Genomic DNA, 25,709 nt, shown 5'->3' on the forward strand with positions numbered 1-25,709 from the left:
CACCGCGTCGCTTGATCTCCTCCCGCAGCCAGAAACTTTTCTGCAAGCCGCACCCAATACGTTGATCCGACCGACAACAGCGAGTCGTTGAAATCGTAGCTTGCGTTGTGAAGTGTGCAGGGCCCCAAGCCGTGTCCAGTTTCCCGATGTGACCCTTCGCCATTCCCCAAAAACGCATAGCAACCTGGCTTCGCGAGCAGCATGAAAGCGAAGTCCTCGGCGCCCATCGTGGGTTCGACGGAGGCATTGACGTTTTCTTTCCCAACTACTTCCGTCATCACCGTCGCCGCGAAGCGCGTCTGCTCAGCGTCGTTGATCGTGGGCGGATAGTTGCGATGAAAGTCGATGGAAACCTCGCACTCGTAGGCCGCCGCAGTCGCCTCTGCAATCGTCCGCATCCGGTGCTCGATCAAATCGAGTGTCTCGACGGTAAATGTTCGCACCGTGCCACCGAGCCAGGCGTCATCGGGGACGACATTCGACGTATCTCCAGCATGGATCTGCGTGATCGAAAGGACGGCGGTATCGATGGGCTTTTTGCTACGCGTGATGATCCCTTGCAGCCCATTGGCGATCTGGACTGCCGTAAAAACCGGGTCGCGTCCGCTGTGCGGTAGCGCCGCATGCGAACCAATGCCCTTGATATTGATGCGAAATTCATTGCTCGACGCCATGATCGGACCGGGCGTGACCCCGAAGTGGCCGGCGGGCATGCCTGGCCAATTGTGGATCCCGAACACGGCATCGACGGGAAATTGTTCGAACAGCCCGTCCTCAATCATCGCCTTGGCACCTGCGCCACCTTCCTCAGCCGGCTGGAAGATGAACACGATCGTGCCATCGAACTTGCCGTGCTCAGCCAGATGTTTCGCCGCGCCGAGCAACATGGCGGTGTGGCCGTCGTGTCCACATGCGTGCATGCGTCCTTCGTTTTGCGATCGATGTCCGAACGTGTTGATCTCGGCGATCGGCAATGCGTCCATATCGGCGCGCAAACCCACGTATCGCTTACCCGAGCCGCGTTTCAACACCCCGACGACGCCGGTCTTTCCCATGCCGCGATGTACTTCCAAACCCCATCGTTCGAGATTGTCGGCGACCAGCTTTGCTGTGCCGACTTCTTCATAACGCAACTCGGGATGCGCGTGGATCGTTCGTCGCAGCGCTTTGATTTCCTCGTGCGACGCTTCGATTTCTGGAATCAGATTCATGAAACTGGCCTCTGTCTGAAAAAATAACGTTGCGCGTGCTTTCGTCCGCGTCGATTGCACCATTCTACGCCCGCGACTATTTATCGAAGCGCGAGACGGCGAGTTCGATCAATCGTAATAAAATCGTTTTGTCTGTCCGCTTTTTGCACATTTTCTCCGGATATCCGCATGAATGCTCCCGCCGAATTCGCTCGCGCTGTCTGTCCGCACGATTGCCCTGACACCTGTGCGATGCGCGTCACCGTAAAGGACGGCCGCGCCATCAAGGTGACGGGCGACCCCGATCATCCGCCCACCCAAGGCGTGCTTTGCACGAAGGTGTCGCGTTATGCCGAACGAACTCACCATCGGGATCGATTGCTCACGCCGATGCGTCGCGTTGGTCCAAAGGGAGAGGGCCGGTTCGAAGCGGTGAGCTGGGATGAAGCGCTGACATTTGCCGCTGAGCGCCTGAATGAAATCGCGGTCCGCGCACCCGAAGCCATCTTGCCGTACAGCTACGCGGGCACGATGGGCTTGGTGCAAGGCGAGAGCATCGCGGCGCGCTTCTTCAATGTGCTCGGCGCGTCGCGTCTGGACCGCACGATCTGCGCGGCTGCCGGCGCTGCGGGCTTGCGTTACACGTACGGCGGAAGTCTCGGCATGCATACCGAGTATTTCGAGGAAAGCGAAGTGATCCTGATCTGGGGATCGAATTCGATCGCATCGAATCTGCACTTCTGGACGCGCGCGCAGGAAGCCAAGCGACGCGGTGCGCGGTTGATTGCCATCGATCCCTACCGCTCGCTGACGGCTGAAAAATGCCATCAGCACATTGCGTTGAAACCGGGCACGGACGGCGCGCTGGCGCTTGGCATGATGAATGTGATGATCGGTGAAGGGCTGATCGATCAGGCATACATCGGCGCCTACACGCTCGGTTTCGATCAACTCAAGGCACGCGCCGACGCTTATCCGCCGGCGCGTGTTGCGGAAATATGCGGGATCGAAGAGAAGGTGGTGGTCGATCTCGCGCGGGCTTTCGGATCGACGAAAAAAGCATCGATACGCCTCAACTACGGTATGCAGCGCGTCCGCGGCGGTGGCAATGCGGTTCGCGCAATCGCCTGTCTGCCTTCGCTGACGGGCGCATGGCGCGAGCGGTCGGGGGGCTTGCTGCTATCGTCGTCGAGTTGGGCACCGGTCGATGTCAACGCGCTCGAACGGCCGGACTTGTTGCCGGGATGGCCGTCGAAACTGCCGCGTATCGTGAACATGAATGCTATCGGCGACGCGTTGCTGCACGCCGGCGACGCCAGCTTCGGCCCGAAAGTCGAAGCACTGATCGTCTACAACTCGAACCCGGTCGCCGTCGCCCCGGATTCCGCGAAAGTCGCGGCAGGGTTCGCGCGTGAGGATCTGTTCACTATTGTGCTCGAACATTTCCAGACCGATACCGCCGACTACGCCGACCTCATCCTGCCGGCGACCACGCAGCTAGAGCACCTCGATGCCCACAAGTCATACGGCCACACGCACGTGATGGCGAACTTGCCGGCGATCGCGCCGGTGGGTGAGTCGCGGGCGAACACGGAGATTTTCCGCGGCCTGGCCAAGGCGATGGGGCTGACGCATCCGGCGCTATTTGAAAGCGATGAAGCGCTGGCGTCGAAGGCATTCCGCTGGGACGATCCCGCGCTGGCCGGCGTGACCTGGGACACGCTGAAGACAAAAGGCTGGGCGCAACTCAAGCTGGCGGAAGCGCCGTTCGCCGAGGGCGGTTTCCACACGCCATCGGGGAAATGTGAATTTTTCAGCGAGCGTTTGCAACGTGCGGGACTGGAACCCGTGCCCGATTACCTGCCGCCGTACGAATCCGCCGAGTACGCGCCGGCACTCGCCGCGCGTTATCCGCTTGCGATGATCTCGCCGCCCGCGCGGAATTTCCTCAACAGCAGCTTCGTCAATGTGGAAAGCCTGCGATCAACAGAGGGTGAACCGCATCTCGACATGCATCCCGCCGACGCCCACGCTCGTCAGATCACCGAAGGTGAATTGGTGCGCGTATTCAACGACCGCGGTTCGATGCAAGCGCGTGTGCGGGTGACCGATCGCGCGCGGGAAGGCGTAGTGGTGGGGTTATCGGTATGGTGGAAGAAACTCGCGCCGGATGGCTGCAACGCCAACCAGGTAACGAGCCAGGCGCTGACCGATCTGGGCGGGTCAGCGACATTTTATGACTGTCTCGTGGAGGTCGAGACGGCTTACTGAGTTGAGGAAAATTGCGTGGAAGCCAGCAGGCGTAAGGGGAAGCACGAACGGGTGAGATTGGAAGCTGGCGTCTAACCCGGTTGTCGGAATGCGATCGAGCGGCTACGATGCGCTACGGACAATTTTCGCACGACCATTCTAAAATCATACAAAGGAGACGCCGTATGGAAAAAATTTGGCTGAAGTCCTATCCGGCAGGCGTGCCCCAGGAAATCGATGAGACCCGGTACAACTCGCTTTCTGATTTGCTGGATGAGAGTTTTCGCGAACATCGCAGCAAACGCGCGTTTGTCTGCATGGGCAAGGCGATCACCTATGGCGAACTCGACACGCTGTCCGCTCGGCTAGCTGCGTGGTTCCAGTCGCGAGGGCTTAAGACCGGCGCACGCGTCGCGATCATGATGCCGAACGTGCTGCAATACCCGGTCGCGATCGCCGCCATTTTGCGTGCGGGTTATATCGTTGTGAACGTGAATCCGCTCTATACGCCGCGTGAACTCGAGCATCAGTTGAGGGATTCCGGCGCCGAGGCAATCGTCGTGCTCGAGAACTTCGCGCATACCGTGCAGGCCGTCGCGAAAAACACCGCGATCAAGCATGTGGTGGTTGCGTCGATGGGCGACCTGATGGGCGCGAAAGGCGTGATCGTCAACTTTGTCGTCCGGCGTGTGAAGAAGTTAGTGCCGGCGTGGAGCCTTCCTGGCCATGTGAGTTTCAACGCAGCCCTTCGACAAGGTACGCGTGAAACGCTCAAACCCATCAAGCAAGGTCCCGACGACATCGCTTTTCTCCAGTACACCGGTGGTACGACCGGGGTAGCGAAGGGCGCGATGCTGTTGCATCGGAACCTGATTGCGAACGTCTTGCAGTCCGAAGTCTGGCTCGAACCGGGACGCAAGAACCGACCGGACATCGATCAGTTTGTGACCGTCGTGGCGCTGCCGCTTTATCACATCTTCGCGCTGACCGTTTGCGGCTTCCTGACCCTGCGTACGGGCGGCATGGGTATCCTGATCCCGAATCCGCGCGATATCCCGGGCACGATCAAGGAGCTGAAAGGCTTCCAAATCAACACGTTTCCGGCCGTGAACACGCTGTACAACGCGCTGCTGAACAATCCCGAATTCGCCAAGCTCGATTTTTCCAAGCTGATCGCGGCGAACGGTGGTGGCATGGCTGTGCAGGAAGCCGTAGCGAAGCGATGGTTCGAGACAACGGGTTCGCCGATTATCGAAGGTTATGGGTTGTCCGAAACATCTCCGTGCGTGACGTGCAATCCGGTGACGGCGACCGAATACACGGGCACGATCGGCTTGCCGTTCCCTTCCACCGAACTCGTCATCCGCGACGACGACAACAACGACATGCCGCTTGGCCAGCCCGGCGAGATCTGCATTCGTGGTCCACAGGTGATGGCGGGCTACTGGAACCGTCCCGATGAGACGGCGAAAGTCATGACCACCGACGGCTTCTTCAAGTCGGGTGACGTCGGCATCATGGACGAACGCGGATACGTGAAAATCGTGGACCGCAAGAAGGACATGATCCTGGTGTCGGGGTTTAACGTGTACCCGAATGAGATTGAGGACGTGGTGGCGAAGCTTCCGGGCGTCTTTGAAGTGGCCGCCGTCGGCGTGAAGGATGCGACGTCGGGCGAAGCGGTCAAACTGTTTGTCGTTCGCCGCGATCCGCATTTGACCGAAGCCGATGTAATAGCCTTCTGTAAGGAACGGTTGACGGGCTACAAGCGGCCGCGCGTGATTGAGTTCCGGACAGAGCTGCCGAAGAGTAATGTCGGCAAGATATTGCGCCGGGAGTTGCGCGACGGCAACGCCTGACAGCGGATCAGCCGCCAAAGAGCAAATTAATAGCAGGCCTTCGCATCGCAAGATGCGGAGGCCTTTTTTTCATCACATGCATCGAAGCCAACTCGATCCGGACCGGAATCAGCACGAAAAAAAGGCGCCCGGAGGCGCCTTTCAAGACAACTGTTTTATTACGACTTATTAGAACTTGTGGCGAATACCGACAACAGCTGCGACCTGGTTAGCCGTCGACGATGCCGACAAACCGTTGATCTGCGCCGTAGCCGTGCCGTTGAGCGAGTTCGTGCCCGATGCGTGTTGATAGATACCATCGGCATACAGGTCGGTACGCTTCGACAGGAAGTAGTCCACGCCCAACATACCTTGATGGATCTTTTCGTTCGCGACGCTATATCCCTTCGTGTAGTCGTACGCTGCGCCGAGCAGCAACGCCGGGGTCAACTGGTACTTGAAGTTCAGTTCGGCGTTGTGGAACTTGGCGTCGCCCGTGACGGCACGCGCGCCAGCAACAGCGGTCTGTCCCAGATCCTTGAACTGCGTGTTGCTGTACGTTGCGCCGACAGTTGCCGGGCCGAACGTGTAAGCACCGGCAGCGGAGATCACTTGCTGCGTCTTAGCCGTTGCAAAGCCCGAGTACACTTGCGAGCCCGTCATGTTCGAAGCCGTTGCGCTCGACGACGAGTTGTTACCGAAGAACGAGTAGTTCGGGTTCTTGACGTTGAAGTAACCGGCGCCCAACACCAACGGACCTTGCGCATAGCCAAGACCAGCCGAGAAAATCTGATTGCGGTTGAATTGACCAGCAACGCCGCCCAGGCTGTACAAGCCGCCGAACGTGATACCACTGTAGTTCGTGCTTGCGTACTTGATCGAGTTGTTCACCCGATTCGAGTTGTTCATGTTGTCCAGGTCGCCCGGGTGCGCAGCGTAGAACGACGCCCACTGGCTACCGACTTCCAACGCACCGGTGTAGTCCACCACGGAGTCGTATTGACGACCGAGGGTAACCGTACCGTACTGGCTCGACAGGCCAACGTAGGCTTGACGGCCGAATTCGTCACCGCCTTGATTCAGCTTGCCGGTGAAAGCGTTGAAACCGTTTTCCAACACGAACAGCGCCTTCAGGCCACCGCCCAGGTCTTCCGTACCACGCAGGCCCCAACGATCGCCTTGGAGGTTACCGGCGCTCGTCGAGTACAGCTTGTTGCCAGCCGAGTTGTTGTTGTACACGAAACCTGCATCGACAATGCCGTACAGCGTCACGCTGCTTTGAGCATGCGCGGCACCTGCGAACGTACCCAGCGCAGCCAAAGCGAGAAGCGACTTTTTCATTGATGATCTCCAGAGTGTTGAAACTGTTTGGCAAGGTCACTGTTCTTTGCGCCAGTGTGTTGACGTCCCCGCCGGTACTTCAAAATTGAAGTTGAACGTAATGTAACAAAGAGGCTTTTAGTGACAAAGGAAAAGCGGCTCCTCCGTTTCCCTCGTGTGACGTTTACGCAACATGCAGTAAAATCGAGGTTTCCGGCTATTTGCGACCCGTATTTGCCCTAGTTACACGTTTTGAAGAGTGGGTAATTTGTTGGTTGGACGATCGGTCTCCGTCCGGTGCAAGATCGCTCAGGAGATCGAAACAGGAGTTATGAAATGACACTCGATGAACTGATCTCTGAGTTCGATCGCGGACTACGGTCAATGACCGGTGTATCCCGGATGTCACGCCCCATACCGGAGGTGGTTCCAGTTCAGGTGGACAGTACCGAGTCGCCCGGCGACGAAACGGATACAACACTGAGCGCGGAAGAGAAGGCGCATTCAGCCGCGTTGATGCGCGTGAATCACGTTGGTGAGGTGTGCGCGCAGGCGTTGTATCAGGCGCAAAAACTCGCGACCAAGTCGGCCACGTTGAAGCGTGGCTTCGAGGAAGCGGCGCGCGAGGAAGAAGACCATCTGGCGTGGACCATGCAACGTTTGCGCGACCTCGACTCGCGGCCCAGTCTGCTTAACCCGTTGTGGTATACCGGGTCGCTGGCACTGGGGTTTATCGCGGGAAGGTTTGGCGACCGCGTCAGTCTCGGGTTCATGGCGGAAACTGAACGTCAGGTAGAGAAGCACTTGAACAGCCACATGACGAGTCTGCCTGCGAACGACCATGCATCGCGCGCGATCGTCGAGCAAATGCGTACCGATGAAGCCGCGCATGCTGTAGCGGCCATCAACGCGGGCGGCGTCGAACTGCCGTTTCCGGTGCGTGCGTTGATGCGCGCGACATCGAAGGTCATGACCCGCACGGCATACTATATTTAATCAATCACGCATCTCGCCGAATCCGGTGGGATGCGCTCCCCAGTTTCTCGTCTACTTTCTGCATTGCATCTGACCCGCAATTCGTCCTGTGGGCCTTCGCAGAACAAAACCATCCCTAGTCTTTGCCCGCCATTTCACGTAGTACCTTCACATTCGCCACTACGTCATTCATTCATAACGCTTTTCGAAATTTCGCCCTACTTTAGCGGTCTGCGCTAAGTCATTGTTCTAACAAACAAATTTAGTCAAAAAATGCCAGATCGTATTGACCCGCGAAATGCCTTCCTCTACAGTGGGAAATGGTGTGAGAAAGTGTATTTTTGTGTGATTCAGCGAGCACTTTCAGGCATATTCCAACAAAGTTGTGACGCGCCGCTGTGGCGTGAAGAGGAGAGGGCGAGTGTTCCAAGGGGCTTCGGCGCTGTCGCTCGATGCGAAAGGACGGATGTCTGTCCCGTCTCGCTATCGGGAAGCGCTGCAAGGGCAGGCAGAAGGCCGGGTTACGCTCACGAAGAGCCCGGATGGATGCCTGTTGCTTTTTCCTCGCCCTGAGTGGGAAATCTTTCGCTCGAAAATCGCTGCACTCCCTATGGACGCAATCTGGGTTCGCCGGATCTATCTCGGCAACGCCATGGATGTCGAGCTCGATAGCGCTGGACGGGTGTTGGTATCGCCGGAATTACGCGCGGCGGCATCGCTGACCAAAGAAGTGACGCTGCTTGGCATGGGCAATTACCTGGAAGTGTGGGACGCGGTGACTTACGCAGAGAAGGAAAAAGCGGCAATGGCGCAAGGCATGCCCGACGCGCTGAAGAATTTTACGTTTTGACGCGGCGCTAAAGAACATGGCCCCTGCGATGAAAAACGAATTGCAGCATCGCACGGTGCTGCTGGATGAGGCGGTAGATGCGCTGGTTACGCGCGCGGACGGTACTTATATAGATGGAACGTTTGGGCGCGGCGGTCACAGCCGTCAGATCCTGACGAAGCTGGCGGAAGGCGCCCGGCTGATTGCCTTCGACAAAGACCCGTTGGCCATTGCGACAGCGGCACAGATTCAGGATTCAAGATTTTCCATAGTGCATGAGAGTTTCGCCTCGTTAGCCGATGCCGCTGCCGAGCGAGGAGTTGGGAAGGTGTCGGGCGTGTTGCTGGATTTGGGGGTGTCGTCGCCGCAAGTGGACGATCCGGATCGCGGCTTCAGTTTCAGGGCCGATGGCCCGCTCGACATGCGGATGGACCCAAGCCGTGGCGAATCTGCCGCGGAATGGCTGGCGCGGGCAACGGTGCAGGAACTGACGGAGGTGATTAAAGATTATGGGGAAGAACGGTTTGCTTTTCAGATTGCAAAGGCGCTTGTTGCTCGCCGGGCAGAGTCCGATAGTCTTGGGCCTCTCGTCACCACGGGCGAGCTTGCCAAAATCGTGGGTCATGTCGTCAAAACCCGTGAGAAGGGTAAGGATCCGGCAACCCGCACCTTTCAGGCTATACGGATTCACATCAATCAAGAGCTTGCGGAGCTGCAAGTAGTTCTGGACGCAGCATTGGCGTTGTTGGAGCAAGGGGGGCGCCTCGTCGTGATCAGCTTTCATTCGCTCGAGGACCGGATCGTCAAACGTTTCATGCAGGCCCACGCAAGCGGGCCTGCGATCGACCGCCGCCTGCCGATTCGCGCCGCCGATCTGCCCACTCCGCCGCTCAAGCTGATGGGCCGTGTGTTTGCGTCTGAGGCTGAAGTCGCGGCGAACCCGCGCGCGCGTTCCGCTGTCATGCGGATTGCCGAGCGTGTTACCGAGCAGCCTAGCGGGCAGGCGGCGCCATGAATCGTCTCAACATCTTCCTGTTGATCGTCGTGCTCGGTTGCGCGTTGTCGGCGGTGAGCGCCTCGAACAAGCAGCGGCAGATTTTCATCAATGTGCAAAGGGCGCAGTCGGAAGAGCGTCAGTTGCAGCAGGATTTTTCGCAGCTTCAATATCAGCAGAGCGCGTTGTCGAAAACATCGCGTATCGAGCAGTTGGCTACCACGTCTCTCAAGATGCAGCCCGTCACCACGGGCCGCACGCAATATCTGAACTATGACCCGGCGACGTCGACGGCAACGGACGCGCCGTTGCCTGCGCCGGTTCCGGCGTCGGCTCCTCCCGCGCGCGGGGTGAAACGATGAAACCGTCGCCAAAGAAGAACAAGGGCGTCGCCTTCACGCCCAATCCCATTCTCTCCGTGCGCCTCCCCATGTGGCGCTCGAAGCTCGTCGTGTTCATGCTGTTCATGGCGTTCGTCGCGCTCGCGGGGCGTGCGTTCTGGATCCAGGGCCCCGGCAACGCGTTCTTCAAGAAGCAGGGTGAAAGCCGCTATCAGCGCACGCTTGAAATGCCGGCCACGCGCGGCCAGATCAAGGACCGCAATGGCCTCGTGCTGGCGACCAGTTTGCCGGTAAAGGCGATCTGGGCAATCCCCGAAGCCGTTCCCGACGATCTAGGCGCCGACAAGCTCGGCCAGCTCGCCACGCTGCTCGAGATGTCGCCGAAGGAACTGCGCGCGAAGCTTTCCATGGACAAGACCTTTGTCTATGTGAAGCGCCAGGTGTCGATCGAGGTCGCGCAGAAAGTCGCGGCGCTCGACATTCCCGGTATTTATTCGCGGGGTGAATACAAGCGCTTCTATCCGGAAGGCGAGATCACGGCGCATCTGATCGGCTTTACTAATATTGAAGACAAGGGTCAGGAAGGCGTGGAACTTGGCGATCAGGGCGTTCTCGCCGGTACGCCAGGCATGCGTCGCGTGATCAAGGACCGGATGGGGCACATCGTCGAGGACGTGGACGAGCAGGTCGTGCCGCATAACGGTGACGACGTGGAGTTGTCGATCGATAGCAAGATCCAATACATCGCGTACACGAACCTGAAAGCCGCCGTGGAGAAGTTCAAGGCGAAGGCGGGTGCGGCGATCGTGATCGACGTAAAGACCGGTGAAGTGCTGGCGCTCGTCAATTACCCGACCTACAACCCGAACGACCGCTCGCGCATGACCGGCGAGCAGTTGCGCAACCGGATCATGACGGACACGTTCGAGCCGGGCTCGATCATGAAGCCTTTTACGATTTCGCTGGCGCTCGATCTGCATCGCGTCACGCCGAACACGCTCGTCGATACCGGCAACGGTTCGTTCGTGCTCGACGGCGCGCGTATTACCGACGACTCGGGGTTCGGCGTGCTGACCGTGGGCGGCGTGATCCAGAAGTCGAGCAACATTGGCGCCACCAAGATCGCGATGCAGTTGAGGCCCGAAGAGATGTGGAACATGTATACGAGTATCGGGCTCGGGCAAGCGCCGAAGGTGGGTTTCCCGGGCGCGGTGTCGGGTCGGCTGCGGCCGTGGAAAAGCTGGCGCCGGATTGAGCAGGCGACCATGTCGTATGGCTATGGCCTGTCGGCGTCGCTGTTCCAGCTTGCGCGTGCCTACACGGCCATCGCGCATGACGGGCAGGTGTTGCCGGTCTCTATTTTCCGCACGCCGGGCGACGCGCCCGTGACGGGGCCACAAGTATTTGCGCCGACCACCGCGCGTGAAGTGCGCGCCATGCTGGAAATGGTGACGGCGAAGGGCGGTACGTCGCCGGATGCCGCCGTGCCGGGGTATCGCGTGGGGGGGAAGTCGGGTACGGCGTACAAGCACGCAGGACGCGGCTACGATAAATCGCGGTATCGCGCATCGTTTGTCGGCATGGGGCCGATGCCGGATCCGCGCATCGTGGTGGCGGTGTCGGTTGATGAACCGACGGCCGGCAGCCACTTTGGCGGCCAGGTGTCGGGTCCGGTGTTCTCGGCTATCGCCGGCGATACCTTGCGTTCGCTGAACATTCCGCCCGACATGGCGGTGAAGCAGATGGTGGTGTCCGATGACCCCGCCTCCAGCACGCCTGCCACCGACATCAAGAAGCCGAACGCGACGAACACGAACACGAATGCGCCGAAGAAGCTGAAGGTATCGACGAATCCGAAGAATCACCCGGGAGTCGTTCGATGAGCGGTTTGGACTTGGTCAAGCAGCAGGCGCGGATCGCGAAAGCGGTTGAGTGGTTGCGTGCGCACGCGGGCGCCGATGCGCAATTGCATGCCGACTCGCGCTCGCTGAAACCCGGTGATGTGTTTTTTGCCTACGCAGTGGATGGCGCGGACAGCCGTCCTTTCATCGATGCCGCGCTCCAAAACGGCGCCGCTGCCGTGCTGTATCAGCCGGAGAATTTCAGCGGCAAGCCGGACGCGTCGCGTGCGTTTGCGGTCAAGGCGCTGAATGAACTGGCCGGGTCGATCGCGTCGGCGTGGTACGGCGAACCCACGGACTCCATGCTGGTCGCCGGCGTGACCGGCACGAACGGCAAGACGTCGTGCAGCCATTGGCTTGCAACGGCGCTGTCGGCGTTGGCTACACCGTGCGCGGTGGTCGGGACGCTGGGAAGTGGCATGCCGGGCAAGCTCGTGCATTCCGGTTTTACGACTCCCGACGCGCCACAACTGCAACGTACGTTTGCCCAATTCAAGACTGATGGCGCGAAGGCCGTGGCCATGGAAGTGTCGTCGCATGCGTTGCATCAGGGGCGTGTGAATGGCACGAAGTTTGACATTGCCATCTTCACGAATCTTACGCAGGACCACCTGGACTATCACGGCACGTTCGCCGCGTACGAAGGGGCGAAGGCGAAGCTGTTCGCGTGGCCGGCGTTGAAAGCCGCGGTGATCAATCGCGACGACCTGGGTGGACAGCGCCTGATTGCATCGTGTCACGGCAGGACGCGAACGATTGCGTATGGAATTGCTGAAAATGCCACCGGCGCCGAAGTCAAAGCCGACGCCCTGCTGCTTGCCAGCCGCGTGCGCGCCACCGCGACGGGCACGGCGTTCCACCTGAGTTCCGACTGGGGCGACGCCGACGTGGAAGTCGCGACGCTCGGCGAATTCAACGTAAGCAATCTGCTCGGCGTGCTGGGCGCGTTGCTGGCTGCGCAGATTCCGCTCGACGCCGCGCTCGGGCAGATCACGAAGCTCGAACCGGTAAGTGGACGGATGCAACGCCTCGGCGGCCGTTTGCAGAACGATGAGCCGCTGGTGGTGATCGACTACGCGCATACGCCGGACGCGCTAGAGAAAACGCTGGCAGCGCTGCGCCCGATCGCCGAAACGCGTGGCGGTCAGTTGATCTGCATGTTCGGCTGCGGCGGCGATCGGGATGCAACCAAGCGTCCGCTGATGGGTGCGATTGCGGAGAAGAATGCGGATCACATCGTGATCACAAGCGATAACCCGCGCGGAGAAGATCCGCTTGCGATCATCGATCAGATTGCTGCGGGCTTTCATGACGCGTCGAAAGCGCGTCGTATAGAAGACCGCGCGAGCGCGATCCTCCAGGCGATCCGCACCGCGGCGCGCGAGGACGTGGTCGTGCTGGCCGGCAAGGGCCACGAAGCCACGCAGGAAATCATGGGAAAAAAGCGCGCATTCTCCGATCAGGATCACGCACGTCTTGCGCTTGCCGCTCGCGCCACGCAAGCGCGCGGAGGTGGCGAATGACGCTGTTCACACTGCGCGACGCCGCGTTGCAGATTCCGGGTGCGACCGTCATAGGCGATGAAAACGTCGCGTTCGACCGGGTATCGACGGATAGCCGCACAGCCGGTCCGGGCGATCTGTTCATCGCGATCAAGGGCGATCGTTTCGATGCCCACACGTTCCTGCCGCAAGTGGCGCAGCGCGGCATTGCAGCGGCGTTGGTCACGCACACGCCGGACGATTTTCACGTGCCTGCGATCAAGGTGAAGGACACGCGCGTGGCGCTCGGCGCGTTGGCCCACGGATGGCGCAAGCGTTTTACGATTCCGCTGATTGCAGTCACCGGCAGCAATGGCAAGACTACGGTCAAGGAAATGATCGCGTCGATCCTCGCGGCTGCTGTGGGCGAAAGCGCGCGGCTTGCGACGGCAGGCAATTTCAACAACGACATCGGCTTGCCGCTGACGTTGTTCCGTCTGAATGAATCACACAAGCTGGCGGTCATCGAGCTGGGCATGAATCATCCGGGCGAAACCGAAACGCTCGGCAAGATCGCTGCGCCTACGGTTGCTGTCGTCAACAACGCGCAGCGCGAGCATCAGGAATTCATGGCGACGGTGGAAGCAGTCGCGCTCGAACACGCCTCGGTGATTCACGCGCTGGCCGCCAACGGCACGGCCGTTTTCCCCGCCGACGACAAATACGCGAGCATCTGGCGCGTCGCCGCGACGGGCAATCCGATTTTGGATTTCGCGTTGCATACGGACGCATCGCAAACGGCCGCGGCCGTGACCGGAAAGCTGGTTGGCGCGACACTCAAGATCAGCACGCCGCAAGGCGCGCTCGACGTCGCTTTGGGCGTGCTGGGTGAACACAACGCGCGCAATGCATTGGCGGCTACGGCTGCCGCTCTTGCAGCGAATGTTTCACTCGACGCCGTCAAGCGCGGGCTCGAAGCTTTTGAGCCGGTAAAGGGACGCCTGCAAGTGAAGCGCGCAGTGCTCAAACCGATCGAAGGCGCGACTGTTATCGACGATACGTACAACTCGAATCCCGACTCCATGCGCGCGGCTATCGACGTGCTCGCGTCGCAACCGTCGCCGCGTGTTCTGGTCATGGGCGACATGGGCGAAGTCGGCGATCAAGGGCCGGCGTTTCATCGTGAAGTGGGTGCTTACGCGGCGCAACGGGGTATCGACGTGCTGTATGCACTCGGCGATGCGAGCATCGATTCAAGCAAAGCCTTCGGCCCGGCAGGACAACATTTCACCAATATCACCTCACTCATTGCAGCACTCACCGGCGCCGGCTTCGGACCTGACGCCACGTTTCTCGTGAAAGGCTCGCGCTTCATGCAGATGGAACGCGTGGTGGACGCCGTGACGAGTCCACACCAACCCGCAACGGGCAAAACGCCCGCTGCGCACTGAAGAAGAAGGACCAGCATGCTACTCGCACTCGCGCAATGGCTTCAGAATGACGCCAGTTTTCTGCGCGTGTTTACCTACCTCACGTTCCGCGCTGTCGGCGCGACGATCACGGCGTTGTTCGTCGGCCTCGTCTGCGGCCCGTGGGTGATTCGCAAACTGACCTCGTTGAAGGTCGGTCAGGCCGTGCGTACGAACGGCCCGCAAACGCATTTGGTGAAGTCCGGCACGCCGACCATGGGTGGCGTGCTGATCCTGTTGGGCATCGCATTTTCCACCTTGCTTTGGGCCGACCTGACCAATCGTTTCGTGTGGATCGTAATGCTCGTCACGTTCGGTTACGGCGTGATCGGCTGGGTCGATGATTATCGGAAGGTCGTGCATAAAGACCCGCGCGGAATGTCGTCGCGGGAAAAGTATTTCTGGCAATCGGTGATCGGTTTGTTCGCCGCCGTGTATCTCGCGTTCAGCGTGTCCGAGGCGAACAACGCGCGCGTGTTCGACTTGTTCATGGCGTGGGTGCGAAGCGGTTTGTCGATGGGCTTGCCCGCCCGCGCCGACCTGATGCTGCCGTTCCTGAAATCGATCAGCTATCCGCTCGGCACGTGGGGTTTCATCGCGATGACGTATCTGGTGATCGTCGGATCGAGCAACGCAGTGAATCTCACCGATGGCCTCGACGGTCTCGTCATCATGCCGGTCGTGCTGGTGGGCGCATCGCTCGGCGCGTTTGCGTATGTGATGGGTAGCTCGGTGTACTCCAAGTACCTGTTGTTCCCGCACATTCCCGGCGCGGGCGAATTACTGATCTTTTGTTCCGCAATGGGAGGCGCGGGGCTCGCGTTTCTCTGGTACAACACGCACCCCGCGCAAGTCTTCATGGGCGATGTCGGCGCGCTCGCGCTCGGCGGCGCGCTCGGGACCATCGCCGTGATCGTTCGGCAGGAAGTCGTGCTGTTCATCATGGGCGGCGTGTTCGTCGCGGAAACGGTGTCCGTGATGATGCAGGTCAGCTATTTCAAGTACACGAAAAAACGCTTCGGCGAGGGGCGGCGCATCTTCAAGATGGCGCCGCTGCATCACCATTTCGAGTTGTCAGGATGGAAGGAAACGCAAGTGGTCGTGCGCTTCTGGATCATCACGCTGATGTTGTGTCTGTTCGGTTTGTCGACGCTCAAGTTGCGTTGATTGTTGTGTTGATGTTTATTCAGCCGGGAAAAAGGTAAAGCGATGTTTGGCGAGAAGTTCTTCGATCGGCCGAGTCCGATGGTGCTTGTGCTGGGGCTCGGTGAATCCGGCCTCGCGATGACGCGGTGGTGCGCGCGTCACGGGTGCCGTCTGCGCGTGGCCGATACCCGCGCCACGCCGCCGAACCTGTCGGAACTCGCTGTGCATGGCATCGATGCAGAGTTTGTCGGCGGTGCATTCACACCGGCGCTGCTCGATGGCGGTATCGAAATTGTTGCAATCAGCCCGGGACTGTCGCCTCTGGCTGATGATTTGAGGCCGCTCCTCGACGCCGCGCGGGAACGCGGCGTCCCTGTGTGGGGCGAGCTGGAATTGTTCGCGCAAGCGTTGAAGTCGCTTGGCGCGAACGGCTACGCGCCGAAGGTGATCGCCATTACGGGCACCAACGGCAAGACCACGACGACTGCGCTCACTGGGTTGTTGTGTGAACGTGCCGGCAAGACCGTGGCGGTGGCGGGAAACATCAGCCCGGCGATGCTGGACAAGTTAAGTGAAGCAATCGACAACACCGCGCTGCCCGATATCTGGGTGCTGGAGTTGTCGAGTTTTCAGCTTGAGACGGCACACTCGTTCGCGCCGGACGCTGCTGCTGTGCTCAACATTACGCAGGATCATCTGGACTGGCATGGCGGCCTTGACGCTTACGCTGCAGCGAAGGGCCGCATCTTCGGTGAAAAGACCGTGCGCGTGCTCAATCGTGACGACGCGCGGACCATGGCGCTGGGATCGGGAAATCCCGCGCTAGTGGTCACGTTTGGTCTGAACGAGCCGAAGCGTCTCGGCGACTACGGTCTGCTGCGCGAGAACGGCATCGCATGGCTGGCGCAGGGCAACGACCGCGATCTCAGCGATGAACCCGCGCCCACGCGTCGGCGTAAAAGCGATGTCGCCGCTGAGCCGAATGTGTATTCGAAGCGCCTGATGCCCGTCGATGCACTGCGCGTTCGCGGCCTGCATAACGCGGCAAACGCGCTGGCGGCTTTGGCGCTCGCACGGGCTATCGATTTGCCTTTGGCTTCGCTCCTTCACGGCTTGCGTGAATATCACGGCGAGCCGCATCGCGTGGAAGTGATCGCGCAAATAGAAGGCATTGATTTCGTCGATGACAGCAAAGGCACGAACGTCGGCGCGACCGTCGCGGCGCTCGATGGCCTGGCGCAAAAGACGTTGCTGATCGCGGGTGGCGACGGCAAGGGCCAGGATTTTTCACCGCTCGCGGCACCCGTCACGCGTTGGTGCCGGGCGGTGATGCTGATTGGCCGCGATGCACCGCGCATCCGTGAGGCATTGGCGGACACGAACGTCCCGCTGCATGACCACGCGACGCTCGAAGCCGCGACGCAAGCGGCCGCGCAGTTGGCTGAACCGGGCGATGCGGTGTTGCTGTCGCCAGCGTGCGCCAGCTTCGACATGTTTAAAAATTACGCACATCGCGCGGACGTATTCCGGCAAGCGGTGGCGGACATTGCGGCAGAACGGGGAGTGATGTTATGAGCTGGTCCGAACGTTTTGGCTCGAAACTGACCGGTCAACGCAACGCCGTTGCCAACGACAGCGCCACGCTCGGCGGCCGCACCTCGCGTACGGGCGGCGTTGGTTCACTGGGTGGCATTGGCGCGCGCGTGGCCGAGCGGACGAGCGGTATTTCGAGCGCGGTGAACGGCGTGACGCCCATTCGTTCGCGCATGCTCGACTACGACTACTCGCTGCTGTGGGTGACCATTGCGCTGCTCGGGATAGGGGTCGTGATGGTGTATTCGGCATCCATCGCCATGCCTGATTCGCCCAAATACGCGCAGTACAAAGACTACTTCTTCCTGGTGCGCCATCTTGTATCCATCGCGACCGCTGTAGTTGCATCGATCATCGCGTTCAAGATTCCTGTGTCGACGTGGGACAAGTACGCGGCGAAGTTCTTCCTGGCGTCGCTGTTCCTGCTGGTGATCGTGCTGATTCCGCACATCGGCAAGGGCGTGAACGGCGCGCGTCGATGGATTCCGCTCGGCATCACGAACATGCAGCCGTCGGAAATCATGAAGCTCGCCGTGACCATCTACGCAGCCAACTACACGGTGCGCAAGCAGGAGTTCATGCACAGCATCGGCCGTGGCTTCTTGCCCATGGCCGTTGCCGTCGGCTTCGTCGGCGCGTTGCTGCTGCTCGAGCCGGACATGGGCGCGTTCATGGTGATCGCGGTTATCGCCATGGGCGTGCTGTTCCTCGGCGGCGTGAACGCCAAGCTGTTCGGCGGTCTGGTGGCAACGGCCGTTGGCACGTTTGCGTTGCTCGTGTGGGCATCGCCGTGGCGTCGTGAACGGATTTTCGCTTACCTCGATCCGTGGGACGACCGCTATGCACAAGGCAAGGCATACCAGTTGACGCACTCGCTGATCGCGTTCGGCCGCGGCGAATGGTTTGGCGTGGGACTGGGCGGCAGTGTCGAGAAGCTTAACTATCTGCCGGAAGCGCACACCGACTTTATCCTCGCGGTGATCGGCGAGGAACTTGGGTTCGTGGGCGTGCTGATCGTGATCCTGCTGTTCTACTGGATCGTGCGGCGCGCGTTCGAAATCGGCCGTCAGGCGCTCGCGCTCGACCGTACGTTTGCCGGGTTGATGGCGAAGGGTATCGGCCTCTGGTTTGGCGCGCAGACCTTCATCAACATGGGCGTGAATCTCGGTCTCTTGCCGACCAAAGGTCTGACCTTGCCGCTGGTGAGCTACGGCGGTTCGGGCATCTTGCTGAACTGTGTCGCGCTGGCGGTACTCATGCGCGTGGACTACGAAAACCGGGTGCTCATGCGCGGAGGGAAGGTATGACGGTTTCGACGTCATCTCGCGCAGGCACGCTGATGGTGATGGCCGGCGGCACCGGGGGACACGTGTTCCCGGGGCTCGCGGTCGCTCACTGGATGCAGGCGCGCGGCTGGCGTGTCGTGTGGCTCGGCAATGCGTCGGGCATGGAAGCGACGCTGGTGCCGAAGCACGGTATCGCGATGGAATACGTGCGCTTTGGCGGCGTGCGCGGCAAGGGCATCAAGACGAAGCTGATGCTGCCGGTGAACCTGCTGCGCGCATGTTCGCAAAGCCTGCACGCGCTGCGCAAGGTGAAGCCGGATGTGGTGCTCGGCATGGGCGGATACATCACGTTTCCGGCGGGTTTGATGTCGAAGCTGAGCGGCACGCCGCTTGTGCTCCACGAACAGAATTCAATCGCGGGCCTCGCGAACAAAGTGCTCGCGCATGTGGCCAAACGCGTGCTGGTTGCGTTCCCGAATGCGCTGCCGAATGCTGAATGGACCGGAAATCCAATTCGTGCGGAACTTAGCGAAGCATTGCCACCCAAAGAACGCTACGCCGCGCGCAATGTTGATGATGACGCGCGTCTTAACGTTCTGGTCGTCGGGGGCAGTCTGGGTGCAGCCGCTTTGAATGAAACCGTACCAAAAGCGCTCGCGTTGCTTGACCCCGCACTGCGTCCGCGCGTCGTGCATCAAGCAGGCGCGAAGCATATCGATGCGTTGAAAGCGAACTACGCGGCAGCGGGTTTATCGGCGGATGACCACGTGCAACTGGTGCCGTTTATCGACGATATGGCGAGCGCCTACGCCGCTGCGGATCTCGTGATCTGCCGCTCGGGCGCGATGACCGTATCGGAGATCGCGGCCGTTGGCGTGGCGGCGTTGTTCGTGCCGTTCCCCTTTGCCGTCGATGACCACCAGACAACCAACGCCGCGTTCCTCGCTAATGCGGGCGCGGCCCACTTAATACAACAGCGCGATTTGTCGGCGGAAAAGCTCGCCGGCTGGTTGCGTGAACAGACTCGCGAGACGCTCAGCCACATGGCCGTGAAAGCTCGCGCCCTGGCGAAACCCGACGCGGCTGAGCGCGTCGGCCGGGTCTGCGCCGATGTAGCCGGCTTGAGCGCGCTGATACAAGCGCCGAAGGAAATCCAGCCATGAAACATATCGTCAAACACATTCACTTCGTCGGCATTGGCGGCGCGGGGATGAGCGGCATTGCCGAGGTGTTGCTCAACCTCGGCTATCAGGTCAGCGGCTCGGATCTGACGAGCAACGTCGTGACCGATCGCCTCACCACGCTGGGTGCACGCGTGGCGATCGGGCATCGTGAAGAGAATATTGATGGCGCGAATGCCGTGGTCGTGTCCACCGCCGTGCGCTCCGATAACCCCGAAGTGCTGGCTGCGCGCCATCGCCGGATTCCGATCGTGCCGCGCGCCGTGATGCTTGCGGAACTAATGCGCCTGAAGCAGGGCATCGCGATTGCCGGCACGCACGGCAAGACCACGACCACGTCGTTGGTGGCAAGCGTGCTGGCCGCGGGCGGACTCGATCCGACGTTTGTGATCGGTGGCCGGTTGATCAGCGCGGGCGCGAATGCACGGCTGGGGACGGGCGATTTCATCGTGGCTGAAGCCGATGAATCCGATGCGTCATTCCTGAACCTGTTCCCGGTGATCGAAGTCATCACGAACATCGATGCCGATCATATGGACACCTATGGCCATGACTTCGCGCGGCTGAAGCAGGCGTTTATCGAATTTACGCATCGGCTGCCGTTTTACGGCATTGCGGTGCTGTGCGTGGATGATCCGAACGTGCGCGAAATTTTGCCGTTTGTCTCGAAGCCGATCATCCGATACGGCCTGGGCGCTGAAGCGCAAGTGCGTGCGGTGAACGTGGAAGCGCGCGACGGCAAGATGCATTTCACAACGCTGCGTGAAGACGCGACGCCTTTGGACATCGTGTTGAACCTGCCGGGCACGCACAACGTACAGAACGCTTTGGCCGCCATTGCAATTGCGACTGAACTTGAAGTCGCCGATGCCGATATCCAGAGGGCACTGCAAGAATTCACCGGCGTAGGCCGGCGTTTTCAGCGATACGGCGAAGTGAACGTGAAAGCGTCTGAAGGCGGTGCGTACACGTTGATCGATGACTACGGTCATCACCCGGTCGAAATGGCCGCAACCGTCGCGGCGGCGCGCGGTGCATTTCCCGGCCGCCGTCTCGTGCTCGCGTTCCAGCCGCATCGATACACGCGTACGCGTGATTGCTTCGAAGACTTCGTGCGGGTGCTGTCCACGGTCGACGCGCTCGTGCTCACCGAAGTCTACGCGGCAGGCGAAGCGCCGATCGTCGCCGCCGATGGCCGCGCGTTAGCGCGCGCGCTCCGCGTGGCAGGGAAAGTGGAGCCGGTGTTTGTCGAATCGGTGGATGAGATGCCGGACGCGATTGCCACGCTGGCACGCAATGGCGACGTGGTGATCACGATGGGTGCCGGTTCTATCGGCGGCGTATGCGCTCGGCTGACGACGCAAGTTCAGGATTCGAAGGGTTTGAAATGACGAGCAACGTAATCGACCCCACGGTATTTGGCAAAGTGGCCGTGCTGCTTGGCGGGGAAACGGCTGAGCGCGAGGTATCGCTGAATTCAGGGCGTCTTGTGCTGCAAGGATTACGCGATGCCGGCATCGACGCGCATCCGTTCGATCCGGCGGAACGGCCGCTGGCCGAGTTGAAGTCCGAAGGGTTTGCTCGCGTGTTTATCGCGTTGCACGGCGGGTACGGCGAGAACGGCCAGTTGCAGGGTGCGCTCGATTTCTACGGCATCAAGTACACGGGCAGCGGTGTGCTGGGTTCGGCGCTCGGTCTCGATAAATTCCGCACGAAGCTGGTGTGGCAGCAAACCGGCGTGCCGACGCCGCCGTTCGAAGTCGTGATGCGCGGCGACGACTACGAAGCCGCGGCGCAGAAGGTTATTCTGAAGCTCGGTTTGCCGCTGTTCGTTAAGCCGGCGAGCGAAGGATCGAGCGTTGCCGTGATCAAGGTGAAGAGCGCCGAAACGCTGGTGCCGGCGCTGATCGAAGCGGCGAAGTTCGACAAGATCGTGCTGGTCGAGAAGAGCATTGAAGGTGGCGGTGAGTACACGTGCTGTATCGCGGGCGACCTGGATTTGCCGATCATCAAGATCGTGCCGGCCGGCGAGTTCTACGACTACAACGCGAAGTACATCGCCGACGACACGCAGTACCCAATTCCCTGCGGCCTCACGCCCGCCGACGAAACGCGCATGAAGGCACTTTCGCGCCGCGCGTTCGATGTGCTCGGCTGCACCGATTGGGGCCGTGCCGATTTCATGATGGACGGTGACGGCAATCCGTACTTCCTGGAAGTGAACACCGCGCCGGGCATGACGGATCACTCGTTGCCGCCGAAAGCGGCGCGTGCGGTCGGGATCAGCTACAAGGATTTAGTGGTGAAAGTGTTGTCGTTGACCTTGCAGGACTGAAGCGAAAGAACATGTGGAATAACGCTCGCCAACTGAACCTCACGGCCAACGCACTGCACGTATTGCTCGTGTTCGTGCTGCTTGGGGCCGCCGGGTACTGGGCGATCCAGCGGCCGGAGTTCCGCCTGCGCGAGATCCAGATTGACGGCGACACATCGCACATCAATTCGCCGACTGTGCGCGCAAGCGTGGTGGGGCATTTGAAGGGCAACTACTTCACCGTCGATCTTGATGCAGCTCGCACCGCGTTCGAACAGATGCCGTGGGTGCGCCACGCGAGCGTGCGGCGCGTGTGGCCGAATGCGCTGGCGGTAACGCTGGAAGAGTTCAAGCCGCTCGGCACGTGGGGCACGGATCAACTGGTGAGCGTGGACGGCGATCTGTTCACGGCGAACCAGGGCGAGCTCGATGACGACCTGCCCGCGTTCGAAGGGCCGGATGGATCGGCGAAAGAAGTGGTCGCGCGCTATCACGATTTCACGAAGTGGTTTGCACCGCTCGATGCGCATCCGGAAGAAGTCATCTTGTCGCCGCGATATGCGTGGACAGTGAAGCTTTCGAACGGGACGCAGATCGAGTTGGGACGCGAGCGCAATCAGGACACGTTGTTTGATCGCAGCCGACGGTTCGTGGCGGCGTGGTCGGCGGTGACGGGGCGGTGGGGAAATGACATCGAGTACGCGGATTTGCGCTATCCGAACGGCTTTGCGATCAAGGCCGCCGGCATGCGCTTCATCAGCGACACCGACAAAGCGAAGAAGTAAGCAGACATCACAGGCAATGAGCACCCTATGAGCAAAGACTATAAAGACTTGCTGGTCGCCCTCGACATCGGGACGTCGAAGGTGGTGGCGATCGTCGCCGAGTTGAAAGGCGAAGGCCACTACGAGGTGATCGGGCTCGGACAGAGCGACTCGAAGGGATTGAAAAAGGGCGTGGTGGTGAATATTGAAGCCACCGTCCAGTCAATCCAGCGAGCGCTCGAAGAAGCCGAACTGATGGCCGATTGCAAGATCACGAACGTGTTCACCGGCATTGCCGGAAGCCACATTCGAAGCTTCAACTCGAGCGGCATGGTTGCCATCAAGGACAAGGAAGTCACGCAGACCGACGTGGCGCGCGTGATCGAAACGGCCAAGGCGATCAACATCCCGACCGATCAGCAGGTGCTGCATATCCTGACGCAGGAATTCATCATCGATGGCCAGGAAGATGTGCGCGAGCCGATCGGCATGAGCGGCATCCGGCTGGAAGTGAAGGTGCACATCGTGACGGGCGCGGTGAGCGCGGCGCAGAACATCGTGAAGTGCGTGCGCCGCTGCGGCCTCGAAGTGAACGACCTGATTCTCCAGCCGCTGGCTTCGTCGCTGGCCGTGTTGACCGAGGACGAGAAGGAACTGGGCGTAGTGCTGGTGGATATCGGCGGCGGCACGACCGACATCGCAATCTTCAGCGAAGGCGCAATCCGCCATACGGCGGTGATTCCTATCGCCGGCGATCAGATCACGAGCGACGTCGCCATGGCATTGCGCACGCCGACGCCCGATGCGGAAGATATCAAGGTGAGCTACGGGATCGCGAAGCAGGCGCTTGCTGATCCGGATGAAATGATCGAAGTGCCGGGACTTGGCGAGCGCGGTCCGCGCACGTTGTCGCGGCAAGCGTTGGCGGCTGTTGTCGAACCGCGCGTTGAAGAACTGTTCTCGCTCGTGCAGCAGGTCGTGCGCGAGTCGGGTTACGAAGAGTTGCTGAGCAGTGGCGTGGTGCTGACCGGCGGTGCATCGATGATGCCCGGCATGGTCGAACTCGGCGAAGACATTTTCCTGAAGCCGGTGCGTATCGGCGTGCCCGAATACGCGGGCGGTCTGGCCGATGTGGTTCGCAATCCGCGTTATTCCACAGCGATGGGTTTGCTCGTCGAAGGCCGTTCACAGCGCATGCGTGGCCGCAAGGTCGCCGTGCAGTCCGGATCGATGGGGCAGGTTTTGGGACGCATGAAAGATTGGTTCCTGGGAAATTTCTGAACACAAAGAATTCGCGCTGGTGCCGGCGGCTGGCGCGCGACAAGAGGTTGCCCGATCTCTTGCCGAATAACGCCGATTTTCATTCTTGACGGAGGCAATATGGATTTCGAAATGCTGGAAACGGAAACCAACGGAACGATCATCAAGGTCGTCGGTGTTGGTGGCGCAGGCGGTAATGCAGTGCAGCACATGATCAACCGCGGGGTCCAGGGCGTGGACTTCATCGTGATGAATACGGATGCGCAGGCGCTCGCGCGTTCGCGTGCCACTCAGGTGATCCAGTTGGGCAATACGGGTCTCGGAGCAGGCGCGAAGCCGGACATGGGCAAAGCCGCAGCGGAAGATGCGCGTGAGCGTATCGCCGATGCATTGCGCGGCGCGCACATGGTGTTCATCACCGCAGGCATGGGTGGCGGCACGGGTACGGGTGCAGCACCGGTCGTGGCTCAGATCGCGAAGGAAATGGGTATCTTGACCGTGGGTGTGGTCAGCAAGCCGTTCGAGTTTGAAGGCGGCCGCCGCATGCGCGTGGCTGAAGCGGGATCGCAGCAACTGGAGGATCACGTCGACTCGCTGATCGTCGTTCTGAACGACAAGCTGTTCGAGGTGATGGGCGATGACGCTGAGATGGACAAGTGCTTCCAGTGCGCTGATGACGTGTTGAACAACGCCGTTGCCGGCATCGCGGAAATCATCAACGTCGACGGGCTGGTCAACGTCGACTTCGAAGACGTGAAGACGGTAATGGGTGAGCAAGGCAAGGCGATGATGGGCACGGCTACGGTCGCTGGTGTCGATCGTGCACGCCTGGCTGCTGAACAAGCGGTCGCAAGTCCGCTGCTGGAAGGCGTGGATCTGTCGGGTGCACGTGGCGTGCTGGTGAACATTACGTCGAGCCGTTCGCTGCGCTTGTCGGAAACGCGCGAAGTGATGAACACGATCAAGTCTTATGCAGCAGAAGACGCGACCGTGATCTTCGGTGCGGTGTATGACGATGCAATGGGCGACGCATTGCGCGTGACGGTTGTAGCCACGGGCCTCGGCCGTGCAGCGAAGAAGCAACAAGCTGCGCCGATGACCCTCCTGCGTACTGGCACGGACAATGCACCGATCGCGCATGCGCAGCACAGCTACGCACCGCAGCAATCGAACGGCACGGACTACGGCGCGCTGGATACGCCGGCTGTGTGGCGTTCGTCGCGTGAAACGGCGGCTTCGCACGTGCAGGCGCTGCAGGAAAAGGGCGTCGATACGTATGACATTCCGGCGTTCTTGCGTAAGCAAGCCGACTGATTGTGCTTGCCGGGCGGTTGTTTTTTTGTATTAAACACCCGTAGGCAAATGCTTCAGGCGAAGTTCGTGCTGTCTCAGTTTCAGGCCGCGTCTGCTGGACGCTGGACTGTGGCGGAGTGACCGCTTCGATTACGTTCATCATCGTCTATATTGAGATGAGATCGAACAGCGAAAGCGGGCGTGGCGCGACGACGTTGGCGTGATGATGTGTGATGAATCAAGTAGCAAATCGCTGGCGCGACCAGCACTGACTCAGTGAAAGG

At 60.3% G+C, this 25,709-nt stretch carries 20 protein-coding genes; 18 read left to right on the plus strand and 2 right to left on the minus strand.

Annotated elements, in window-relative coordinates; all coding sequences use genetic code 11:
* Positions 1-1,211: M20 aminoacylase family protein (locus GSQ93_RS12170; RefSeq protein ID WP_158935901.1), on the minus strand; the 1,211-nt coding region annotated here is incomplete at its 3' end.
* Between the two features lie 168 nt (positions 1,212-1,379).
* On the opposite strand from GSQ93_RS12170, the gene GSQ93_RS12175 reads away from it, so the two are divergent.
* Together GSQ93_RS12175 and GSQ93_RS12180 are read left to right on the plus strand one after the other, a co-directional pair.
* Complete coding sequence (locus GSQ93_RS12175; RefSeq protein WP_158935902.1) at positions 1,380-3,461, plus strand: molybdopterin-dependent oxidoreductase; 2,082 nt, start codon at positions 1,380-1,382, stop codon at positions 3,459-3,461.
* A 164-nt stretch (positions 3,462-3,625) separates the two neighbouring features.
* On the plus strand, positions 3,626-5,299 hold the full coding sequence (locus GSQ93_RS12180) for a long-chain fatty acid--CoA ligase (RefSeq protein WP_158935903.1): 1,674 nt from the start codon (positions 3,626-3,628) through the stop codon (positions 5,297-5,299).
* A gap of 168 nt (positions 5,300-5,467) precedes the next feature.
* Here GSQ93_RS12180 and GSQ93_RS12185 read toward each other — a convergent pair whose 3' ends face one another.
* Positions 5,468-6,619 (minus strand): porin, encoded by a 1,152-nt coding sequence (locus tag GSQ93_RS12185; RefSeq protein ID WP_158935904.1) that lies wholly within the window; start codon positions 6,617-6,619, stop codon positions 5,468-5,470.
* Between the two features lie 315 nt (positions 6,620-6,934).
* Between GSQ93_RS12185 and coq7 the strand changes: the two genes are divergently transcribed.
* The 16 genes from coq7 to ftsZ all read left to right on the plus strand — a co-directional run bounded on the left by coq7 (position 6,935) and on the right by ftsZ (position 25,446).
* Positions 6,935-7,594 carry a 2-polyprenyl-3-methyl-6-methoxy-1,4-benzoquinone monooxygenase gene (gene coq7 / locus GSQ93_RS12190; protein ID WP_158935905.1) on the plus strand — a complete coding sequence of 220 codons (660 nt, stop codon included), beginning with the start codon at positions 6,935-6,937 and terminating at the stop codon, positions 7,592-7,594.
* A 400-nt stretch (positions 7,595-7,994) separates the two neighbouring features.
* Positions 7,995-8,423, plus strand: coding sequence for a division/cell wall cluster transcriptional repressor MraZ (mraZ, locus tag GSQ93_RS12195; protein WP_158935906.1), 429 nt, complete (start codon positions 7,995-7,997; stop codon positions 8,421-8,423).
* 28 nt (positions 8,424-8,451) lie between these two features.
* Positions 8,452-9,417: a 16S rRNA (cytosine(1402)-N(4))-methyltransferase RsmH gene (rsmH, locus tag GSQ93_RS12200; RefSeq protein WP_158935907.1), complete on the plus strand. Its 966-nt coding sequence runs from the start codon at positions 8,452-8,454 to the stop codon at positions 9,415-9,417.
* Positions 9,414-9,758 carry a cell division protein FtsL gene (gene ftsL, locus GSQ93_RS12205; protein WP_158935908.1) on the plus strand — a complete coding sequence of 115 codons (345 nt, stop codon included), beginning with the start codon at positions 9,414-9,416 and terminating at the stop codon, positions 9,756-9,758. Before rsmH ends, ftsL begins: the two co-directional genes overlap by 4 nt.
* The gene (locus tag GSQ93_RS12210; RefSeq protein WP_158935909.1) at positions 9,755-11,620 is read left to right on the plus strand and encodes a penicillin-binding protein 2; all 1,866 of its coding nucleotides are present in this window, start codon (positions 9,755-9,757) and stop codon (positions 11,618-11,620) included. Before ftsL ends, GSQ93_RS12210 begins: the two co-directional genes overlap by 4 nt.
* The gene (locus GSQ93_RS12215; RefSeq protein ID WP_158935910.1) at positions 11,617-13,161 is read left to right on the plus strand and encodes a UDP-N-acetylmuramoyl-L-alanyl-D-glutamate--2,6-diaminopimelate ligase; all 1,545 of its coding nucleotides are present in this window, start codon (positions 11,617-11,619) and stop codon (positions 13,159-13,161) included. Before GSQ93_RS12210 ends, GSQ93_RS12215 begins: the two co-directional genes overlap by 4 nt.
* Positions 13,158-14,570, plus strand: a complete 1,413-nt coding sequence (gene murF / locus GSQ93_RS12220) for a UDP-N-acetylmuramoyl-tripeptide--D-alanyl-D-alanine ligase (protein WP_158935911.1) — start codon at positions 13,158-13,160, stop codon at positions 14,568-14,570. Before GSQ93_RS12215 ends, murF begins: the two co-directional genes overlap by 4 nt.
* A 15-nt stretch (positions 14,571-14,585) precedes the next feature.
* Positions 14,586-15,755, plus strand: coding sequence for a phospho-N-acetylmuramoyl-pentapeptide-transferase (mraY, locus tag GSQ93_RS12225; protein ID WP_089162472.1), 1,170 nt, complete (start codon positions 14,586-14,588; stop codon positions 15,753-15,755).
* A 42-nt stretch (positions 15,756-15,797) separates the two neighbouring features.
* Positions 15,798-17,309: a UDP-N-acetylmuramoyl-L-alanine--D-glutamate ligase gene (murD, locus tag GSQ93_RS12230; RefSeq protein ID WP_158935912.1), complete on the plus strand. Its 1,512-nt coding sequence runs from the start codon at positions 15,798-15,800 to the stop codon at positions 17,307-17,309.
* The gene (gene ftsW, locus GSQ93_RS12235; protein WP_158935913.1) at positions 17,306-18,634 is read left to right on the plus strand and encodes a putative lipid II flippase FtsW; all 1,329 of its coding nucleotides are present in this window, start codon (positions 17,306-17,308) and stop codon (positions 18,632-18,634) included. Before murD ends, ftsW begins: the two co-directional genes overlap by 4 nt.
* Positions 18,631-19,776 carry an undecaprenyldiphospho-muramoylpentapeptide beta-N-acetylglucosaminyltransferase gene (gene murG, locus GSQ93_RS12240; protein ID WP_158935914.1) on the plus strand — a complete coding sequence of 382 codons (1,146 nt, stop codon included), beginning with the start codon at positions 18,631-18,633 and terminating at the stop codon, positions 19,774-19,776. Before ftsW ends, murG begins: the two co-directional genes overlap by 4 nt.
* Entirely contained in the window at positions 19,773-21,185 is a 1,413-nt protein-coding gene (gene murC, locus GSQ93_RS12245; RefSeq protein WP_158935915.1) for a UDP-N-acetylmuramate--L-alanine ligase, read from the plus strand. The genes murG and murC overlap by 4 nt, the downstream gene beginning before the upstream one ends.
* Positions 21,182-22,129 carry a D-alanine--D-alanine ligase gene (locus GSQ93_RS12250; protein WP_158935916.1) on the plus strand — a complete coding sequence of 316 codons (948 nt, stop codon included), beginning with the start codon at positions 21,182-21,184 and terminating at the stop codon, positions 22,127-22,129. Before murC ends, GSQ93_RS12250 begins: the two co-directional genes overlap by 4 nt.
* Before the next feature lie 11 nt (positions 22,130-22,140).
* Positions 22,141-22,893: a cell division protein FtsQ/DivIB gene (locus tag GSQ93_RS12255; RefSeq protein ID WP_158935917.1), complete on the plus strand. Its 753-nt coding sequence runs from the start codon at positions 22,141-22,143 to the stop codon at positions 22,891-22,893.
* A gap of 27 nt (positions 22,894-22,920) precedes the next feature.
* Positions 22,921-24,153 (plus strand): cell division protein FtsA, encoded by a 1,233-nt coding sequence (ftsA, locus tag GSQ93_RS12260; RefSeq protein WP_031360698.1) that lies wholly within the window; start codon positions 22,921-22,923, stop codon positions 24,151-24,153.
* Between the two features lie 99 nt (positions 24,154-24,252).
* Positions 24,253-25,446, plus strand: coding sequence for a cell division protein FtsZ (gene ftsZ, locus GSQ93_RS12265; RefSeq protein ID WP_089162465.1), 1,194 nt, complete (start codon positions 24,253-24,255; stop codon positions 25,444-25,446).
* Positions 25,447-25,709: the final 263 nt, after the last annotated feature.

It is taken from the genome of Burkholderia sp. S171 (assembly GCF_009766085.1).
Lineage (GTDB): Bacteria > Pseudomonadota > Gammaproteobacteria > Burkholderiales > Burkholderiaceae > Caballeronia.

Coding starts and splice junctions, on each gene's coding strand:
- GSQ93_RS12175 (WP_158935902.1), top strand. CDS start 1,380: ATGAATGCTCCCGCCGAATTCGCTCGCGCTGTCTGTCCGCACGATTGC.
- GSQ93_RS12180 (WP_158935903.1), top strand. CDS start 3,626: ATGGAAAAAATTTGGCTGAAGTCCTATCCGGCAGGCGTGCCCCAGGAA.
- GSQ93_RS12185 (WP_158935904.1), bottom strand. CDS start 6,619: ATGAAAAAGTCGCTTCTCGCTTTGGCTGCGCTGGGTACGTTCGCAGGT.
- coq7 (WP_158935905.1), top strand. CDS start 6,935: ATGACACTCGATGAACTGATCTCTGAGTTCGATCGCGGACTACGGTCA.
- rsmH (WP_158935907.1), top strand. CDS start 8,452: ATGAAAAACGAATTGCAGCATCGCACGGTGCTGCTGGATGAGGCGGTA.
- ftsL (WP_158935908.1), top strand. CDS start 9,414: ATGAATCGTCTCAACATCTTCCTGTTGATCGTCGTGCTCGGTTGCGCG.
- GSQ93_RS12210 (WP_158935909.1), top strand. CDS start 9,755: ATGAAACCGTCGCCAAAGAAGAACAAGGGCGTCGCCTTCACGCCCAAT.
- GSQ93_RS12215 (WP_158935910.1), top strand. CDS start 11,617: ATGAGCGGTTTGGACTTGGTCAAGCAGCAGGCGCGGATCGCGAAAGCG.
- murF (WP_158935911.1), top strand. CDS start 13,158: ATGACGCTGTTCACACTGCGCGACGCCGCGTTGCAGATTCCGGGTGCG.
- mraY (WP_089162472.1), top strand. CDS start 14,586: ATGCTACTCGCACTCGCGCAATGGCTTCAGAATGACGCCAGTTTTCTG.
- murD (WP_158935912.1), top strand. CDS start 15,798: ATGTTTGGCGAGAAGTTCTTCGATCGGCCGAGTCCGATGGTGCTTGTG.
- ftsW (WP_158935913.1), top strand. CDS start 17,306: ATGAGCTGGTCCGAACGTTTTGGCTCGAAACTGACCGGTCAACGCAAC.
- murG (WP_158935914.1), top strand. CDS start 18,631: ATGACGGTTTCGACGTCATCTCGCGCAGGCACGCTGATGGTGATGGCC.
- murC (WP_158935915.1), top strand. CDS start 19,773: ATGAAACATATCGTCAAACACATTCACTTCGTCGGCATTGGCGGCGCG.
- GSQ93_RS12250 (WP_158935916.1), top strand. CDS start 21,182: ATGACGAGCAACGTAATCGACCCCACGGTATTTGGCAAAGTGGCCGTG.
- GSQ93_RS12255 (WP_158935917.1), top strand. CDS start 22,141: ATGTGGAATAACGCTCGCCAACTGAACCTCACGGCCAACGCACTGCAC.
- ftsA (WP_031360698.1), top strand. CDS start 22,921: ATGAGCAAAGACTATAAAGACTTGCTGGTCGCCCTCGACATCGGGACG.
- ftsZ (WP_089162465.1), top strand. CDS start 24,253: ATGGATTTCGAAATGCTGGAAACGGAAACCAACGGAACGATCATCAAG.